The sequence below is a fragment of the Campylobacter concisus genome, assembly GCF_003048875.2.
Lineage (GTDB): Bacteria > Campylobacterota > Campylobacteria > Campylobacterales > Campylobacteraceae > Campylobacter_A > Campylobacter_A concisus_AU.
In genome coordinates this window covers 2009382-2025227 of record NZ_CP049264.1, presented here as the reverse complement: position 1 = coordinate 2025227, position 15846 = coordinate 2009382, and the positions used below count along the sequence as shown (strand labels likewise).

The window sequence follows — 15846 nt, the reverse complement described above, 5'->3', positions numbered from 1 at the left end:
ATTTAAACCCTTTTGAAGTAATTAATTTTATTAGCGATTTTATCTTAAATTTAATAAAACCTTTGTTAAACTCCGACAAACTTTTTCACGGCGTGAAAAAGTCGTGAAAAAGTATTGAAAAGATTGTGATGAAAATTTTAGGAATCGATCCAGGCACGAAAAATTGCGGTTACGCGATACTTGAAAAGAGTAAATTTAAAACTACTCTTCTTGAAGCTGGGCTTATAAAGATAAAGCCAAACACGCTTCAATACCAAATAACAGAGCTTTGCGAGGGGCTTGATCTCATCTTTAAAAACCATAAATTTGACGAGGTCGCGATAGAGGACATATTCTTTGCTTATAACCCAAAAACGGTCTTAAAGCTCGCTCAGTTTCGCGGGGCACTTAGTCTTAAAATTTTGCAGCTTCATGGTGACTTTGCCGAATATACGCCGCTTCAGGTAAAAAAAACGGTCACTGGCAAGGCAAAGGCTGACAAAGAGCAGGTGGCATTTATGGTGAAAAAAATTTTAGGCATAAATAAAGAGATAAAACCGCTTGATATCACCGATGCTATCGCGATAGCGCTAACTCACGCGAATAATTTAAGAATAAACTAAATTTGATAGGAAAAATATGGCAACACTAAAAGCTTTACTAATAGGAGATGTGAAAAACTACGGCTCGCAAAATGCGACTGATAAGCTAAATTTACCTTGGAGCTCAGCTATTTTTAAAGTAGCTCAAAATGGCGAAATTTTCGCAAATGAGCTTGGCTTTGAGGGCGATAGCGTCGCTGATACGAAGCATCATGGCGGCCCTGAAAAGGCTATTTTTGCAAATTCGTTTGCAAACTACGCCGAGTGGGAGAAATTTTTAGGATTAAAAAATATGGCTTATGGTGCGATGGGGGAGAATTTATGCGTTGATGGGCTTGATGAGAGCTGCGTTTATGTGGGCGATATCCACAAGGTGGGCTCGCTTGTGCTTCAAGTCTCGCAGCCTAGAAAGCCATGCTTTAAGCTCTCAAAAAGATGGGGCAATGAAAATATGGCTACTCACATCTTTGAAACAGGCCTTACTGGCTGGTACTACCGCGTTCTTACGCCAGGATCGTGCAAAGCAGGCGACGCGATAGAGGTTATAGAAAGTGACCCAGTTCATATGAGCATTTTAGAGATAAACAGGCTCTTTTACGCGCCAAGTGAAAATTTAAATTTACTAGAGAAATTTAACGCCCTCACCACTCTTACAAATGGCTGGCATGATGATATGAAAAGACGCATCGATGGAATTTACAGCACTGAATTTATGAGAACACTATAAACATTTATACTTTTGCTCCGATTTTGTTTTACAAATGAATTTCAAACAAAATTTAAAGGAGCAGAGGTGTTTAGGTCTATCACAAATAAGATAGCACTCGCCTTGATGGTTTTACTCATCATCTCGTTTTGCGCTATCTCGGCGGTTAGTTATTTTACTTCAAAGGACAAGATCGTTGAGCTTGTCAGTGGCAAAGAGGATCAGGTCCTCAAAGATATAAAAAGTGTTGCAAACACTTTTTTTGATGAAAATTTAGAGTACGTCAAGAAAATTTCATCAGCAGTTGAAGGCGCTCAAAGTGGCGATGAGATAATGAACTTTGTCTTATTAGAAAAAAAGGTCGCAAACTCTGCGGTGAAATATGTCTATTACGGCGATGAGGATGGACACTTCTTCCAATCAGATGGTAAAAGAACAACCGTAGCTGACAACTACGACCCAAGAACTAGAGGCTGGTATAAGAGCACAAAAGAGAAAAATAAAGAAATTTATACCGAACCAAGGGTCACTTCTACAAATGATCTTGTTATGAGTTTCACCGCTCCAGTTACTAAAAATGGTAAATTTGTTGGCGTTGTTGGTATAGATATAGATGTAAAGAAAGTTAGTGACAAGATCATCGAGATAGGCAACACTGGCGATGGCGGATATGCTTATGTAATGAGAAAAGATGGCACTATGCTCTTTTCTGACGTAGCTTCAGAAGTTGGCACTATATTACCAGCTACAAAGGTCGTCTCAGAAAAATATGCCAATAAAGAATTTGATGAAAATGGTCTGATCTCATATAAAAACTCTAAAAACCAAGATGTAACGGCTAAAATTTTGCCTATCAACGATGATGGCTGGCTTGCAACCGTTGCCATAGGTGCGGATACCTTTTCAAACCACACTATGCCTATCTTAAAAGCTCAGCTAATGCTTGCAGTGCTCTTTATAGTCATACTCTCAGCCATTGTTTTCGTGCTACTAAAACGCTCGCTTAAACCTATCAGCGTTATCCAAGAGAAGCTTTCTGATACGTTTAAATTTATCACTTATGAGAGTAGCACTGCCCCAAGCAAGCTAAATATCCACACGACTGATGAATTTGGCGTGATGAGTGAAGAGATAAATAAAAATATCGATAAAGTCATAGCTGGCATCAAAAAAGATAACACCATGCTTGAAGAGCTAAACGTAGCTGCAAATAACATGATAAGAGGAAATTTAGGCGTCAAACTAAGTGAAAATCCAAACAACCCATCACTTATCAAGCTAAAAGATCTACTAAACACTTTCTTTAGCTCTATCAGTCAAAATTTAGGCAGCGTCATAAATATCCTAAAAGCATACTCAAATAACGACTACACCGCTAAGATCGAGCTAAGAGATGACATAGAGGCTGATCTAAAAGCCATGATAGTTGGCATAAATAGCGCAGGCGATGCTATAAGCGCTATGCTAAATAGCAACCTAAATCAAGCTCAAATTTTAGAAGAAAAAGCAACTATGCTTGCTGAATCTATGAGAAATTTAACTGAGGGTGCGAGCAAACAAGCTGACTCTATCCAAGAGAGCGCGGCTGCGGTTGAGCAGATGTCAAGCTCGATGAATGCTATCTCACAAAAGACAGGGGACGTCATAAGACAAAGTGAAGAGATCAAAAACATCATCGTCATCATCCGTGACATCGCTGATCAGACAAATTTACTAGCCCTTAATGCCGCCATAGAAGCTGCTCGCGCAGGTGAGCATGGACGTGGCTTTGCGGTTGTGGCTGATGAGGTTAGAAAGCTAGCTGAACGCACACAAAAATCTCTAGGCGAGATCGAGGCAAATACAAATGTCCTTGCTCAGTCAATTAACGAGATGAGCGAATCTATAAAAGAGCAGGCTGAGGGCATAAATATGATAAATAGAAGTGTCGCTCAAATAGATAACGTCACAAAAGAAAATAGAAGCGTCGTTAGTAACACAAATGAAGTAACTAGCGAGATAGACAGCATGGCAAAGGTCATACTAACAGACGTTAGAAAAAATAAATTTTAATACCCCAAAATACTACCAGGCTCATGTAAATTTACGTGGGCCTTTAAATTTTTAAATCTTTTTTACGCTAAAATTACCAAAAATTTAAAGGAGAATATATGCCACTACTTGATAGTTTTTGCGTAGATCATGTGAAGATGAAAGCCCCAGGAGTTAGACTAGCAAAGAGTATGAAGACCCCAAAGGGCGATGATATCAGCGTTTTTGACTTGAGATTTTGCAAGCCAAATGAAGAAATTTTGCCAGAAAAAGGCACTCACACTTTAGAGCACCTATTTGCTGGCTTTATGAGAAACCATCTAAATGGCAACGGCGTGGAGATCATAGACATCTCGCCGATGGGTTGCAGGACTGGCTTTTATATGAGCGTGATCGGCACACCTAGCGAAGAAGCTGTAAAAAAGGCATGGCTAGCCTCTATGAAAGATATATTAGAGGTCAAAGATCAAGATAAGATCCCAGAGCTAAATAAATTTCAATGTGGCACTTACAAGATGCACTCGCTTGATGAGGCGCATGCCATAGCAAGCAAAATTTTAGCACAAGGCCTAGTCATCATAAATAACGATGAGATCAAGCTTGACGTTGATGCTATGGGACTAAAAAAGCACTGATTTGAAACCAGTAAAACAAGAAAATCAAGCCTATCTAAAAGAGCAAATTTTAACCTATCTTGGTAACAAACGCTCTCTTTTAGGCTTTATCGAGCGAGGCGTAAAGTACGCAAAAGACGAGCTTAAAAAAGAGAAGCTTAGCTGCTGCGACCTCTTTAGCGGAAGCGGCGTGGTGGCTAGGTTTTTAAAGCAAAATAGCGAATTTCTAGTCGCAAACGACTTGGAGCTTTATAGCTTCATCACAAACTCATGCTATCTGCAAAACGCCACAAATGAGCTAAGAGATGAGATAAATTTCTGGCAAAAAAAGCTTGAAAAAGAGATAAAAGAAAACCTTTCTGAGGGCTTTATAACAAGGCTTTATGCCCCACAAGATGACGAAAATATCGCTTGGGGCGAGCGGGTCTTTTACACAAAGAAAAATGCCATATTCATCGACACTGCAAGAAGGCTCATAGATGAGATGTTGCCAGAGGAGATGAGAAAATTTTTCATAGCTCCACTACTTTATAATGCAAGCGTGCATGCAAATACGAGTGGAATTTTTAAAGGTTTTCATAAAAATAAAGAGGGCATCGGTCAGTTTGGCGGCAGGGGGCAAAATGCCATCTCAAGGATCACTTCTGATATAAATTTGACTAAGCCTATTTTTTCAAATTTCAGCGTGCCATTTGAGGTCTATCAAAAGGACGCAAATTTGCTCGCAAAAGAGCTTGATGGGCTTGATCTAGTTTATCTTGATCCGCCTTATAACCAGCATCCATACGGCTCAAACTACTTCATGCTAAATCTCATCGCAAGCTATGAAGAGCCAAGTAAAATTTCAAAAGTTTCAGGTATCGCAAAGGACTGGAACAGATCAGTCTTTAATAAAAAATCATCAGCAAGTGAGGCATTTTTCGAGCTCATAGCAAATTTAAAGGCGAAGTTTGTGCTTATCTCGTTTAACTCAGAGGGCTTTATCAACCAAGATGAATTTGATAAAAACCTAAATAAAATGGGCAAAGTTCATCTACTGCGCCAAAAGTATAACGCCTACCGTGGCAGCAGAAATTTAAAAGCTAGAAACATCCACGTAGACGAGCTTCTTTACGTTTTGAAAAAGTAAATTTAGACAAAAACACAATAAAACAAAAAATGATATAATCCCCAAAAAAACAAAAAGGCATACTATGCAAACAATAACAATAATAGGCGATAACATCAGTCAAAAAGCTATTGAGGCATTTAAAGCGATGGCACAAGCTATGGATCCAAAATATAAGATCAAGTATGTCAATAGTTCAAAAGAGCAAGAGATACCGACAGAGCAGACACTACTTGATCTAAAAAACGCAAAAAGTGTTGGATTTTACAAAAATCATGATGACTTGATCAATGAAATAAAACAAGAAAATCATTGATGAGAATTTTAGAAATTTTTAGCACTTATAAAAAGGATTTGAAGTTAGTTTTAAAGCAAGGATGGGATGAAAAAGCGATTTCAAAGGTGGTTTTTCAACTACAAAATGATGAAAAATTAGCTGATGATTTAAAAGATCATCAGCTTACTGGAAGCTTAAAAGATTTTAGAGAGTGCCACGTTTTTGGAGATTTGGTAATAATTTATCAAAGAGATGATGAAATTTTAAAGCTTTTTAAAATAGGCAGACACCAAGATATTTTTAAAAGATACTAGAACACTTTTTTACATATCTAAATTTATACTTTGGTGCTGTTTTACACTTAATTTTACCCCTCATCCTCCGGCAAGCACTTCTCAAAGATAAATTTATGCTCATTTGGCAAGGCGTCGTAGATAGCATTTGCTAAATTTCTTATCTCCCAAAGGGCTGACTTTGAGCTTCTTAAAGAGATGAAATTTTGCAAGCTTCTAGCGTTTATGCTCCATGTAAGCTCGGTTTTATAGCATTCTGGCAAGCAGTATTTAACTATATCAAGGCTTTTTGTGGTTGAGGCTAAAATTTCACGTAAATTTTCAAGCGCTTTTATGCTCGCGTTATCGACCATTTCGTCATTTGTTAGCACGATAAATTTAGCCGCACGCTCAAACTGCCCTACTTCAAATTTCTCCTCCTTTTTTAGCTCTTTTAGCGTGTAGCGGGTTGATTTGACGCTTAGGCTTGCTAATCGGTGGCGGGCTAGCTCTTGAAGTAGTGCGCGAGAGATGCCTTGGATGTAGAAGTTGTAGTAAAGATGCTCTAGTGTTGATGCGTGTTTAAATTTATTACCCACCCTATCTATCAGCTCGACATCTTTTTCGCCGCCATTGTCGCCTTTTTCAAAGCTTTGCCAGCATGTGCGGATCGCGTGAGAGCAGATATTTAGTGGGGTGTGATTTAGAAGTGTTACTTGCATATTTTCTCTTTTTGTGAAATTTTTTAGCATTTTACAAAAAGAAGGCTGATTTTATTTGTAAATTTAAAAGGGAGCGAGTGCTCCCTTTATGATTATTGTTTTAGTTGAAGAAGCGTGTTTAGCATCTCATCGCTTGTTGTGATCGTTTTTGAGTTTGCTTGAAAGCCTCTTTGGATGACGATAAGATCTGTTAGCGCACGGCTTAGATCGACGTTACTTGCTTCTAGTTTTGAAGCTGCGATCGTTCCTTTATCGCCTGTGCCTGCTGCGCCGATGACTGCTTCGCCTGAGTTTGCAGTTTGTGAAAAGACGTTTCCGCCCTCACTTTGAAGACCCTCGTTGTTTGTAAAGCTAGCAAGTGCCACTTGAGCTAGACCAAAGCTTTGGCCGTTTGTAAATGCACCGATGATAGTACCAGTTTCGTCAATCTTTAGGTCATTTAGTGTACCACCTGTGTAACCATCTTGTGAGATAGACTCAGTTGAAGAGTCTTTATCAAAGCTTGTTAGTCCGTTAAAGTCTGTTCCCAAACCAAAATTTAAACTAACATTTTGACCACTTTGTGAGCCGTTGTTAGCTGAAAATGTTATCGTAGCTGGGTGAAAACTAGCAAGTGAGCCGTTTGAGTTAAATCTCAATGAGCCAGTTACGACGTTATCTGGGCCTTCGCCTGTGTAGTTTATCTTAGCAGGCTCTGGTACTTGAATGATCATATTCCACTCAGTTCCGCCATCTGTTGTAGTGCCTGTCTTTGCCCATCTGATACTAACTGTGTGTTTTGAGCCAAGTGAGTCAAAAATTTCAGCCGTTGAGCCGTGGCTTGACATCATCATCTTACCGCTCGCTCTTAGTGCTTGACCTGGGCTTAGTGCGCCATCAAGTGCCTTCATGATATTTGTAAAGCGAACGTTTTCGTTTACCGCTGCGTTGTTTGTGCCTTGAGCTGGTTTTGTAAGACCAGTTGTAGTCATATAAAGGGCTTGATCAGCCATTTCGTTTGTAGGGTTTTCTAGTTGAAATTGACCTAGTTTATTTACAGTGATCTTTACGCCGTCGTTTGTATCATCTCCAGCTGCTGCTTGAAGTGCTGCGATACCTGCTGCGTGTTTTTGATCAGGTGTGCCTGCTGCTGCTGCGTAAGCGTTGTTATATGCTAGTGCATAAGCTGGATTTGTTATAGCTGCGCCACCAGTGCCTGGAGCTACCTTGTGAGCAGCAGTTGCAAGTTTTGCTGCATCAAGTGCGTCAGAGTTTGCTCTTATTTGACCATCGCCGTTATAATCAACGTGGTTTCTAGCATCCTCTTGCATAGCTGCACGAAGATCTTCTGTTGTTGTTATTTGTCTTGCGATTTTGTCGTTATTTGGATGAACAGCTGTTGTTTGTGAGCTTGTATAGACATATTGATAAGCTGTGATGATATCTTTACTAGCTAGACCGCCAACCGTGTTTCCAGCATTTACTGTTAGGTGGATGTTTTTTGTCTCTTCAGTTGTGCCTGAGTTGTTTCTGTTTATAAGCGTTAGTTTATTGCCTTCTGAAATTTCAGCTCTAACGCCAGTTTTGTTGTACTGAGCATTGATAGCAGCGGCAACGTCACTGATGCTTGTCATCGTGCCAGCTTGAGTTTTGATATTTTGTCCATTTAGTGTTATATCAAGTGTAGCTGGTGGGTTGATCTGACCGATATTTTGTGCTAGAGCGCTACCTACGCTAAATTTTTCAGTCTTAGCATTTGCGTAGCTTACCCAGATACCTTGTCCATCTCTTAGTGCAAGTCCGTTTCCAAGCTCGTCAAATGTAACACCAAGATCGACGCCACGCTCTGTTAAAATTTGCTCGTTTCTTGAGTTTGTATAAAATTCATCATTATTTGTATCGTTTTCGTTATGAACTTCGTTAGCATTTAAAATTCCATCGTTATTGTAGTCGCGTCCGCCTGCAACTGAGTCAAGAGCATATATAGGTGTGCTTCTTTGACCGATGCTGTTACCTGAGTCGAGGTTGCCTTTTATCTTAACTTCTGTTGTCGCTCTTGCTGGAGTTGTAAGACCTTCTTTGATGACGATGTTGCTTATAGGGCCAGTTGAGTCGATAGTGCCAGTCTCGTCATCTCTAGTCCAGCCTTGAACGATATAACCGCTGTTATTTACGAAGTTACCAGCCTTATCACGGACAAAATCGCCGTTTCTTGTATAGTATCTTGTCGTTCCGCCATCTGGAGAAACAACAAAGAAGCCATTTCCTTGAAGAGCAAGGTCGGTTTGCTTATCAGTGGCTGTTAGTGTGCCTTGTGAGAAAATTCTTGTAGTTGAGTTTATAGTCGTTCCTAGACCTATTTGCATAGCGTTTTGACCGCCTAGCTGACCTTGTGGAGCGGTAGCTACTCTTGGAGTTTGGCTTAGTATATCAGCAAAATTTGCGCGGTTGTATTTAAAACCATAAGTATTGACGTTTGCGATATTGTTGCCTTCTACGTCCATGGCTATCTGGTGGGCTTGTAGGCCTGAAACACCAGACCAAAGTGATCTCATCATGAGCTTATCCTTTTTCTCGTTTTAAATTTTTATAATCTTTCAAAGCAAAAGATGTTCCAAAATTTATATCGGCAAAAAATAATAGTTACTGAGGATATTTTAAATTTGGTAGATTGTGTTTATAGATTGATATGATAGTGATAGTCTGTTCGTCCTCATCTATGACAAATACAACAACATATCCCTTGAAGATCAAGTCTCTTACTTGAGTATCTTTCATAGTTAGATTTTCTCTGTAAGAGTATGGTCTTTCAGGGATTTTTATGATTTCATTTTTTAGACTATCGCGAAAGTTATATGCACGGTCCTTGCTATCTTGTTTTATGAATTTTAATATCTCTTTTAAATTCTCTTTAAAATCATCTGTAAAAAGAATTTTCATCTTAAATTTTTGCCTTCTATTACGGCGTCGGTCTCAGCGATAACATCATCAAGAGTGCAATATTTAAGCTCGCCACGTCTATGCTTTGCGATCAGCTCTTTTAAATTTTGTTCATTTTCTTTATTTATATAGTAGTCGTTATAATCTACAAATTCAACCCTTGCATGAGGGTTTATTCGTTTTATCTCTTGAACCGCTTTTTGTAAAATTTGAGTGATCTGTGGTGTCTCTTCGGCAACTAGCATACCTATCATTTTTACTCCTTACATAATTTTGGTTGTTTTTTATCTATCATAATTTATCCAAGTATCAACGCACCTACGATGCCACCGATGATAAGTGGGATGTTAAAAAATATAAATGTAGGCACGCAAGTATCATATATGTGGTTGTGCTCACCATCAGCGTTTAGACCGCTTGTCGGCCCAAGTGTGCTGTCGCTTGCCGGGCTTCCAGCGTCGCCTAGAGCTGCTGCTATACCAACTAGCAAGATGATAGCTGGCACGCCAAAGCCAAGGCTAAGGCAAAGTGGCACGTAGATAGAGGCTAAGATAGGGATAGTACCAAAGCTAGTGCCTATTCCCATCGTGACTAAAAGTCCGATAAGTAGCATCAAAAATGCTCCGCCTATCTTGCCGCCAGAGACCAAGCTAGCGTATTTTACAAGCTCGTCTATACCGCCACTCTCTCTTAAAATGGTGCCATATCCCGCAGCAACAAGCATGATAAATGCGATAAAGCCCATCATAGCAAGGCCATTATCCATGATCTTATCTACTTTTTTGTATTCGATACCGCCAAAAACAACCATTACCAAAAGTCCAAGTAACGCGCCAAGTGGCAAGAGCGAAGTGTAAATTTGCACGACAAAGGCGACAACCGCACCAGCTAAGACCGCCCACTCTTTTTTAGTCATCTCAAGGCTTTTTGCGCGCTCTATCTCATCAAGCTCGGCCTTTTCAAATTTAGAAGTTTTATAAATCCTTTTTTTACTATAAAAAAGTATGGCTAAAATGAGCCCAACAAACATCGAAGCCCCACCTATCCACATGACTGATGAGATGTCTGAGATGGTTGTATTTATGCCGTTGTTGGCTAGCTCTTTTTTAAGGATATTGTGAAAAAGCAGACCAAAGCCAACGCTAATGCTCACATAAGGCGCTTGCAGTCCAAATGTAAGAGCGCAAGCCACCGCACGTCTATCTATGCCCATTTTGTTCATAAGGGCAAGAAGTGGCGGGATCAAGATAGGTATGAAGGCTATGTGAACTGGGATCAAGTTTTGAGACAAACAAGCGATAAATGCGATAGTTAGTATGAAGATAAATTTATTTGAGCTAAGAAATTTACTCATTGCATTTATCAAAATGGCTGTTAAATTTGTATTTGCGATGGCAGCTGCAAGAGCACCTAGCAAGATGTAGCTAAGAGAGGTCTCAAGGTTGCCTTGCATACCGCTTATGAGGCTTTGCGTGGTCTCTTTTAGAGCCGTAAAAAAGCTCTCAAAACCGCTTGCCAAACCACTTTCAAATCCACTAAAACCATGCTTATACATAACCCCAGCAACAAGCGCAGAAACGAGGATAGAAAGCAGGATGTTAAAACGTAGCAAACATAGCACCGTCATCACCAAAATGCTAAAAACAACAGGGTTAAAGAGAAGCATGTGTGTCCTTTTTGTATGAGTGCAAGAATTATACAAGGGCGGGGCTTATTAAATTTTAAAAAGAGTGGCTTAAGTGGGTATGTGTTAAGATTTTTGGCAAATTTTAAAAGGAAAAAGCGATGGATTTAGAGAAAATTTATAAGGACGCTGGGGCGTATTTAGAGGGGCACTTTTTGCTAAGTAGTGGCAACCACTCGCAGTTTTATCTGCAAAGTGCAAAGGTGCTTGAAGACCCAGCACTTGCAGCAAAGCTAGCAGATGAGTTAGCGCGTGTGATAGAGAAATTTGGCATTAAATTTGATAGTGTTTGTTCTCCTGCACTTGGTGGAATTTTAGCTGGATATGAGCTAGCTCGCGCGGCGAAAAAGCGCTTTATATTTACAGAGCGTGTTGATAGGGTGATGAGCCTAAGGCGCGGCTTTGAAGTGAAAAAAGGCGAGAAATTTATAGTTTGTGAGGACATCATCACAACTGGTGGATCAGCACTTGAAGCAGCACGCGTGATAGAGAGCCTTGGTGGCGAGGTAGTTGGCTTTGCGGCACTTGCAAATCGCGGTTTTTGCAAGGTTGCAAATTTAGGCAATGAAGCTAAGGCAAATGCAAAACTGCCAAGTGATAAGCCATTTTTTGCTTTGGGAAATTTTGAATTTGAAATTTATGAGCCAGAGCACTGTCCGCTTTGTAAGAGTGGTAGCAAGGCGATTAAGCCTGGAAGCAGAGGCAACTAAAGGCTACTAAATTTTACGTATTTTTTACGCTCAAAGCTTAAGATAATAATATTTGTAACTTATTCGTTATTTTGGGCTTTGAGTAAATTCTCTCATCAAATTTATTCTTTTTTTCTTAAATTTCAAAAGTTAATTTATAATTAAGATTTGAATGTATAAAATGGCACAAATTTTTAGGAGATCCCAAAATGCAAGGATGTGTGCTATGAAAATATCTACAAAGATAATTCTCACTTTTGTTTTCTCAGTTTTGCTTGTCAGCTGTTTGCTCATCTTTTTAAATAGCAAATTTTCAAGCGATCTAACTCAGTTTTTCACCCATAAGTCCTACGACGAGCTGGTAAATGCCAGAAAAGAAAATTTAAAAGATGACGTCGAGACGATCAACCAAATGATGCGTGAAATTTACAACGGCGGCAAAGAAAAAGGGCTAAGCGACGATGAGATAAAAAAAGAAATTTTTAGAGTCGTCTCAAAGCTAAAATTCTTTAGCGACAAGACTGGCTATATATTCATCTATGACTACGACGGCGTTGTTTTGATGCACCCTGAAAAGCCATCGCTTGTGGGTAAAAATTTAATCGGCTTAAAAGATCCAAAAGGGCTATTTCTTATAAAAGAGCTCATTGAAAAAGCTAAACAAGGCGGCGGCTTTGTCACATTTGGCTGGGCGAAAAAAGAGGGCGAGGAGCCAGTGGAGAAGCTTGGCTATGCTGCAAATTTCGAGCCATATAAATGGATGCTAGGAAGTGGCGTATATGTCGATGACTTGGCTGATGAGATAGAAAAGACAAAGGTCGTACTAAACGAGCAAAATAGCCAAAATACAAAAACCTTTATCATCGCTTGTGCCCTGATCACGGTTGTTTTGATAGCTGTCGTGCTATTTATCTTAAGTAGGGCGATCATCAAACCTATAAAAAATATCGTTGCAAATTTAACCGAGATGTCAGATGAGATAAAAAGTGGCAGAGGCGATCTTACTAAAAAGCTTGAAGTTAGTGGCAAAGATGAAATTTCAAACATCAAAAGCTCTATAAACGACCTAACAAGCGAGCTAAGATCTGTGATAGAAAGTGTTAAAGGTCTAGCGCATGAGAACTCTTCTATCGCCGAGCAGCTCTCATCTACCTCAGCTCAAACTACAAATTTAACCAACAAATCTTCACTAATCGTCACAGATACGACAAATATGGCAAAAACCATGTCAGAAGAGATAAAAAGCTCATTTGAAGAGGCTAAGAAGAGCAAAGAAAATCTTGAAAGAACCTGTCTATATATAAATGAGGTCTCAAACGATGTTTTAGGACTTAGTAAAAATGTAGATGAGGCCGCAAATAGTGAAATTTCACTCGCTAGCTCGATGAAAAGCCTAGCTGATCAAGCTAAAAATGTAAAAGATGTCTTAAACATTATCGACGACATCGCTGATCAGACAAATTTACTTGCCCTTAATGCTGCCATAGAAGCAGCGCGCGCAGGTGAGCATGGACGTGGCTTTGCAGTCGTGGCTGATGAGGTTAGGCAGCTGGCTGAACGCACGCAAAATAGCCTAAGCGAGATAAATGCAACTATAAATTTAATCGTTGAAGCGATCTCAAACTCAAGCCAAACCATCGGCGATAATGCTAAAAAAGCTGGCGAGCTTTGCAAAAAATCAGCCCAGATAAATGAAAAAATAGAAAATATGAACCAGCTAATGAACGAGAGCGTTAGCTTAAATGAGACCTCTACGAAGGATTATTTAGAGACTGGAAATAAGGTCGAAGAGCTGATAAAAGGCATCGTAAATATCGATGAAATTTCAAAACAAAACTCAAAAAGTATGGATGAAATCTCACTTGCAGCCGCTCATCTTTCAAAGATGACTGATAACCTAAACACTAGCCTTTCAAAATTTAGAACCTGATAAATTTAGCCAAATCTTTGGCTAAATTTAACTTTCTTTTTTAAATTTATCACTTAAGTAGTGAGCCTATTTTTTACTTTAATCTTACGATCATGATGTAAATTTATGAAATAGTTTTTATTTTGTGTTATTTAAGTCGGCATTTTGGCTTAAGAGATGAGATGACGTATGCAAGAGTATGATATTTTAGATGTTTTATCAAACAAAAAGGTCCTTTGCTTAGAGGATGAAGAGGCGATTTTGCGAAATATCTGCGCCTCGCTGGAGCTCTTTTTCGCAGAGGTTAAAGGCGTTACAGACGGCTTTGATGCGCTTGAGCTTGCTATGAGCGGGGCGTATGACGTGCTAGTACTTGATATCAGCGTGCCAAATATCGATGGTCTTGAGATCGCTAAAAAAGTAAGAGCTATCAATCAAAAAATCCCTATCGTGATCCTTTCAAGCCACGTCGAGCAAGAGTATCTGTGGCGCGCAGTTGAGCTAAAGATCACAAGATATCTTGCAAAACCATACGATAAAAAATCTTTCATCAAAGCGCTTGAAGATGTGGCGTTTGAGCTAGTTGGACGCACACCAACTATCAGGTTAAATGACGAGCTTGAGTATGATTTTGGCAAAAAAGCGCTTTATGTAAATGGCGAAATTTCTCATCTAAGCAAGAGCGAGAGCAAGCTTTTGGAGTACTTTTTAAACAACAAAAACAAAACTATCACTTATGAGCAAATTTTTGACTACATCTGGGACTACGAGCAGCCCACAAAAGAGGCGATAAAAACGATCGTAAAAGAGCTTAGAAGAAAGCTTGGCAAAGACGTGATCAAAAATTTATACGGCGTGGGCTACCTTTGTGAGATATAAATTTCAGCTAATAGTCGGTGCTTTTATCTTTGTCTATCTGCTAGTTTCGGCACTTGTTTTAAATTTTTACAACGATCTTGCGATGAAAGACGCCAAAAAAGAGGCGTATTATGTTTTAGAGGGCATAAATTCTGTAAGAGAGTACATCGCTGGAGTTCAGCGCCCACTAATCGAGCAGTTAAAAGAGCAGGGCATCTTAAAAGAGGACTTTTTTGATGAGAGACTTCTGTCATCTTCATATATAAGCCGTGAAATTTACAACATCCAAAAGAAAAAATACAACCTTGAATTTGACTACAAGCTAGTTGCTATCGCTCCGCTAAACAAAGCCCATCAGCCAAATGAATTTGAAGCTGGCGTCTTGCACGGCTTTAAAGAGAATAAATTTAAAGAATTTGTAAAGATAATAAAAGATGAAAATGGCTCACAGCTCTTTGTGGGTCTGCCTATAAAAAACCAAAGCCCAAGCTGCCTAGCCTGTCATAGCAGCGCAAATGCCCCACAACAAATGCTAGAAAAATACGGCATGGAGGGCATAGAGATCCCAGACGTGAACGAAACGGTCGCGATGATCTCTTTTAAGATACCAATCCGCGCTATTTTTACCTACCACTTGCAAGAGGTCATCGTCATAATGAGCGCTATAACGCTTATCTTTGGGCTATTTTTGCTACTTGTTTATAAGATGCATAGGCGAGGCGAAGAGAGCAAAAGGCAGACTGAGCAGCTAATGATACATCAAAGCCGCCTAGCCTCTATGGGCGAGATGATAGGCAATATCTCGCATCAGTGGAAGCAGCCGCTAGCTCAGATAAGCTCATCTTTGATAAATTTAGAGCTTTATCAGGAGCGAAAAAAGCTTGATGAGGCGAAAATTTATGAATTTATAGAGGAAACGAGCAAGCAGATAAATTTCATGTCAGAAACCGTTGATGACTTTAAAAATTTCTTTAGTCCAAATACCTTGAGAAAAGAGTTTAAAGTGCTTGAAGTGATAAATCAAACGATAAAAATTTTAAACGCAACGCTTAAAAAGTATCAGATCGAAGTGCAGCTTGACGTGAGAGAAAATTTTGAGGTATTTGCAAATTTTAATGAGATAATCCAAATTTTAATAAACATCATAAACAACGCCAAAGACGCATTTAAGCAGAGCTACACAAAGCCAAGAGTGATAAAGATAAGCGCCTTTTTAAAAGATGGCAGAAAGAATTTATGCGTGCAAAATAACGCAGGAGCGATAAAAAATTCATTTTTAAAGGTCATCTTTGAGCCACACTTTAGCACAAAAGAGAGCGGTAGCGGGCTTGGGCTATATATGAGCCGTCTTATCGCTCGCAAAAACAACGCCCTAATCTTTGCTAAAAATGTGGATGAAAACCACGTTGCATTTACAATTAGTTTCGAAAATTTATAATTTGTTAATTTTCCCCCTTTTCTGCCCTTTTTTGGTGT

15 protein-coding genes and 3 pseudogenes are annotated in these 15846 nt (G+C 39.3%); 13 read left to right on the top strand and 5 right to left on the bottom strand.

Annotated elements, in window-relative coordinates:
* Nucleotides 1-122 precede the first annotated feature (122 nt).
* The 8 genes and pseudogenes from ruvC to CVT07_RS10010 all read left to right on the top strand — a co-directional run bounded on the left by ruvC (nucleotide 123) and on the right by CVT07_RS10010 (nucleotide 5631).
* A complete protein-coding gene (gene ruvC / locus CVT07_RS10040; protein WP_103567041.1) occupies nucleotides 123-602 on the top strand; it encodes a crossover junction endodeoxyribonuclease RuvC in 480 nt (159 codons plus the stop codon).
* Between the two features lie 16 nt (nucleotides 603-618).
* On the top strand, nucleotides 619-1308 hold the full coding sequence (locus tag CVT07_RS10035; RefSeq protein WP_107936071.1) for an MOSC domain-containing protein: 690 nt from the start codon (nucleotides 619-621) through the stop codon (nucleotides 1306-1308).
* 105 nt (nucleotides 1309-1413) lie between these two features.
* A pseudogene (locus tag CVT07_RS10470) lies at nucleotides 1414-2145 on the top strand (cache domain-containing protein); the annotation flags it as partial.
* A 57-nt stretch (nucleotides 2146-2202) separates the two neighbouring features.
* A complete protein-coding gene (locus tag CVT07_RS10465; RefSeq protein ID WP_430748120.1) occupies nucleotides 2203-3339 on the top strand; it encodes a methyl-accepting chemotaxis protein in 1137 nt (378 codons plus the stop codon).
* Nucleotides 3340-3437: 98 nt separating this feature from the next.
* Nucleotides 3438-3953, top strand: a complete 516-nt coding sequence (gene luxS, locus CVT07_RS10025; protein ID WP_012140684.1) for an S-ribosylhomocysteine lyase — start codon at nucleotides 3438-3440, stop codon at nucleotides 3951-3953.
* A 1-nt stretch (nucleotide 3954) separates the two neighbouring features.
* The gene (locus tag CVT07_RS10020; RefSeq protein WP_107936067.1) at nucleotides 3955-5061 is read left to right on the top strand and encodes a DNA adenine methylase; all 1107 of its coding nucleotides are present in this window, start codon (nucleotides 3955-3957) and stop codon (nucleotides 5059-5061) included.
* A 64-nt stretch (nucleotides 5062-5125) separates the two neighbouring features.
* Nucleotides 5126-5356, top strand: coding sequence for a hypothetical protein (locus CVT07_RS10015; RefSeq protein WP_021088739.1), 231 nt, complete (start codon nucleotides 5126-5128; stop codon nucleotides 5354-5356).
* The gene (locus tag CVT07_RS10010; RefSeq protein ID WP_103567136.1) at nucleotides 5356-5631 is read left to right on the top strand and encodes a type II toxin-antitoxin system RelE/ParE family toxin; all 276 of its coding nucleotides are present in this window, start codon (nucleotides 5356-5358) and stop codon (nucleotides 5629-5631) included. The genes CVT07_RS10015 and CVT07_RS10010 overlap by 1 nt, the downstream gene beginning before the upstream one ends.
* A 53-nt stretch (nucleotides 5632-5684) precedes the next feature.
* Here CVT07_RS10010 and thyX read toward each other — a convergent pair whose 3' ends face one another.
* The 5 genes from thyX to CVT07_RS09985 all read right to left on the bottom strand — a co-directional run bounded on the left by thyX (nucleotide 5685) and on the right by CVT07_RS09985 (nucleotide 10896).
* Nucleotides 5685-6311 carry an FAD-dependent thymidylate synthase gene (gene thyX / locus CVT07_RS10005; RefSeq protein ID WP_035142355.1) on the bottom strand — a complete coding sequence of 209 codons (627 nt, stop codon included), beginning with the start codon at nucleotides 6309-6311 and terminating at the stop codon, nucleotides 5685-5687.
* A 92-nt stretch (nucleotides 6312-6403) separates the two neighbouring features.
* Nucleotides 6404-8848 carry a flagellar hook protein FlgE gene (gene flgE, locus CVT07_RS10000; protein WP_021088768.1) on the bottom strand — a complete coding sequence of 815 codons (2445 nt, stop codon included), beginning with the start codon at nucleotides 8846-8848 and terminating at the stop codon, nucleotides 6404-6406.
* An 85-nt stretch (nucleotides 8849-8933) separates the two neighbouring features.
* The gene (locus CVT07_RS09995) at nucleotides 8934-9230 is read right to left on the bottom strand and encodes a type II toxin-antitoxin system RelE/ParE family toxin (RefSeq protein WP_107936065.1); all 297 of its coding nucleotides are present in this window, start codon (nucleotides 9228-9230) and stop codon (nucleotides 8934-8936) included.
* Nucleotides 9227-9484: a hypothetical protein gene (locus tag CVT07_RS09990; protein WP_107936063.1), complete on the bottom strand. Its 258-nt coding sequence runs from the start codon at nucleotides 9482-9484 to the stop codon at nucleotides 9227-9229. Before CVT07_RS09990 ends, CVT07_RS09995 begins: the two co-directional genes overlap by 4 nt.
* Before the next feature lie 44 nt (nucleotides 9485-9528).
* Complete coding sequence (locus CVT07_RS09985; protein WP_107936061.1) at nucleotides 9529-10896, bottom strand: Na+/H+ antiporter NhaC family protein; 1368 nt, start codon at nucleotides 10894-10896, stop codon at nucleotides 9529-9531.
* Nucleotides 10897-11015: 119 nt separating this feature from the next.
* On the opposite strand from CVT07_RS09985, the gene pyrE reads away from it, so the two are divergent.
* The 5 genes and pseudogenes from pyrE (at nucleotide 11016) to CVT07_RS09965 (ending at nucleotide 15808) form a co-directional block, all read left to right on the top strand.
* The gene (gene pyrE, locus CVT07_RS09980) at nucleotides 11016-11624 is read left to right on the top strand and encodes an orotate phosphoribosyltransferase (protein ID WP_107936059.1); all 609 of its coding nucleotides are present in this window, start codon (nucleotides 11016-11018) and stop codon (nucleotides 11622-11624) included.
* A gap of 151 nt (nucleotides 11625-11775) precedes the next feature.
* Nucleotides 11776-12675 (top strand): annotated as a pseudogene (locus CVT07_RS10460) (cache domain-containing protein); the annotation flags it as partial.
* Between the two features lie 351 nt (nucleotides 12676-13026).
* A pseudogene (locus CVT07_RS10455) lies at nucleotides 13027-13216 on the top strand (methyl-accepting chemotaxis protein); the annotation flags it as partial.
* A 485-nt stretch (nucleotides 13217-13701) separates the two neighbouring features.
* Complete coding sequence (locus CVT07_RS09970; protein ID WP_107936055.1) at nucleotides 13702-14391, top strand: response regulator transcription factor; 690 nt, start codon at nucleotides 13702-13704, stop codon at nucleotides 14389-14391.
* Nucleotides 14381-15808: a c-type heme family protein gene (locus CVT07_RS09965; protein ID WP_107936054.1), complete on the top strand. Its 1428-nt coding sequence runs from the start codon at nucleotides 14381-14383 to the stop codon at nucleotides 15806-15808. Before CVT07_RS09970 ends, CVT07_RS09965 begins: the two co-directional genes overlap by 11 nt.
* The last annotated feature ends 38 nt before the right edge of the window (nucleotides 15809-15846 follow it).

Bases quoted from the DNA above. Each gene is read 5' to 3' on its own strand.
- CVT07_RS10035 (WP_107936071.1), top strand. From the start codon at position 619: ATGGCAACACTAAAAGCTTTACTAATAGGAGATGTGAAAAACTACGGC.
- CVT07_RS10465 (WP_430748120.1), top strand. From the start codon at position 2,203: ATGCCTATCTTAAAAGCTCAGCTAATGCTTGCAGTGCTCTTTATAGTC.
- luxS (WP_012140684.1), top strand. From the start codon at position 3,438: ATGCCACTACTTGATAGTTTTTGCGTAGATCATGTGAAGATGAAAGCC.
- CVT07_RS10015 (WP_021088739.1), top strand. From the start codon at position 5,126: ATGCAAACAATAACAATAATAGGCGATAACATCAGTCAAAAAGCTATT.
- CVT07_RS10010 (WP_103567136.1), top strand. From the start codon at position 5,356: ATGAGAATTTTAGAAATTTTTAGCACTTATAAAAAGGATTTGAAGTTA.
- thyX (WP_035142355.1), bottom strand. From the start codon at position 6,311: ATGCAAGTAACACTTCTAAATCACACCCCACTAAATATCTGCTCTCAC.
- flgE (WP_021088768.1), bottom strand. From the start codon at position 8,848: ATGATGAGATCACTTTGGTCTGGTGTTTCAGGCCTACAAGCCCACCAG.
- CVT07_RS09995 (WP_107936065.1), bottom strand. From the start codon at position 9,230: ATGAAAATTCTTTTTACAGATGATTTTAAAGAGAATTTAAAAGAGATA.
- CVT07_RS09990 (WP_107936063.1), bottom strand. From the start codon at position 9,484: ATGATAGGTATGCTAGTTGCCGAAGAGACACCACAGATCACTCAAATT.
- CVT07_RS09985 (WP_107936061.1), bottom strand. From the start codon at position 10,896: ATGCTTCTCTTTAACCCTGTTGTTTTTAGCATTTTGGTGATGACGGTG.
- pyrE (WP_107936059.1), top strand. From the start codon at position 11,016: ATGGATTTAGAGAAAATTTATAAGGACGCTGGGGCGTATTTAGAGGGG.
- CVT07_RS09970 (WP_107936055.1), top strand. From the start codon at position 13,702: ATGCAAGAGTATGATATTTTAGATGTTTTATCAAACAAAAAGGTCCTT.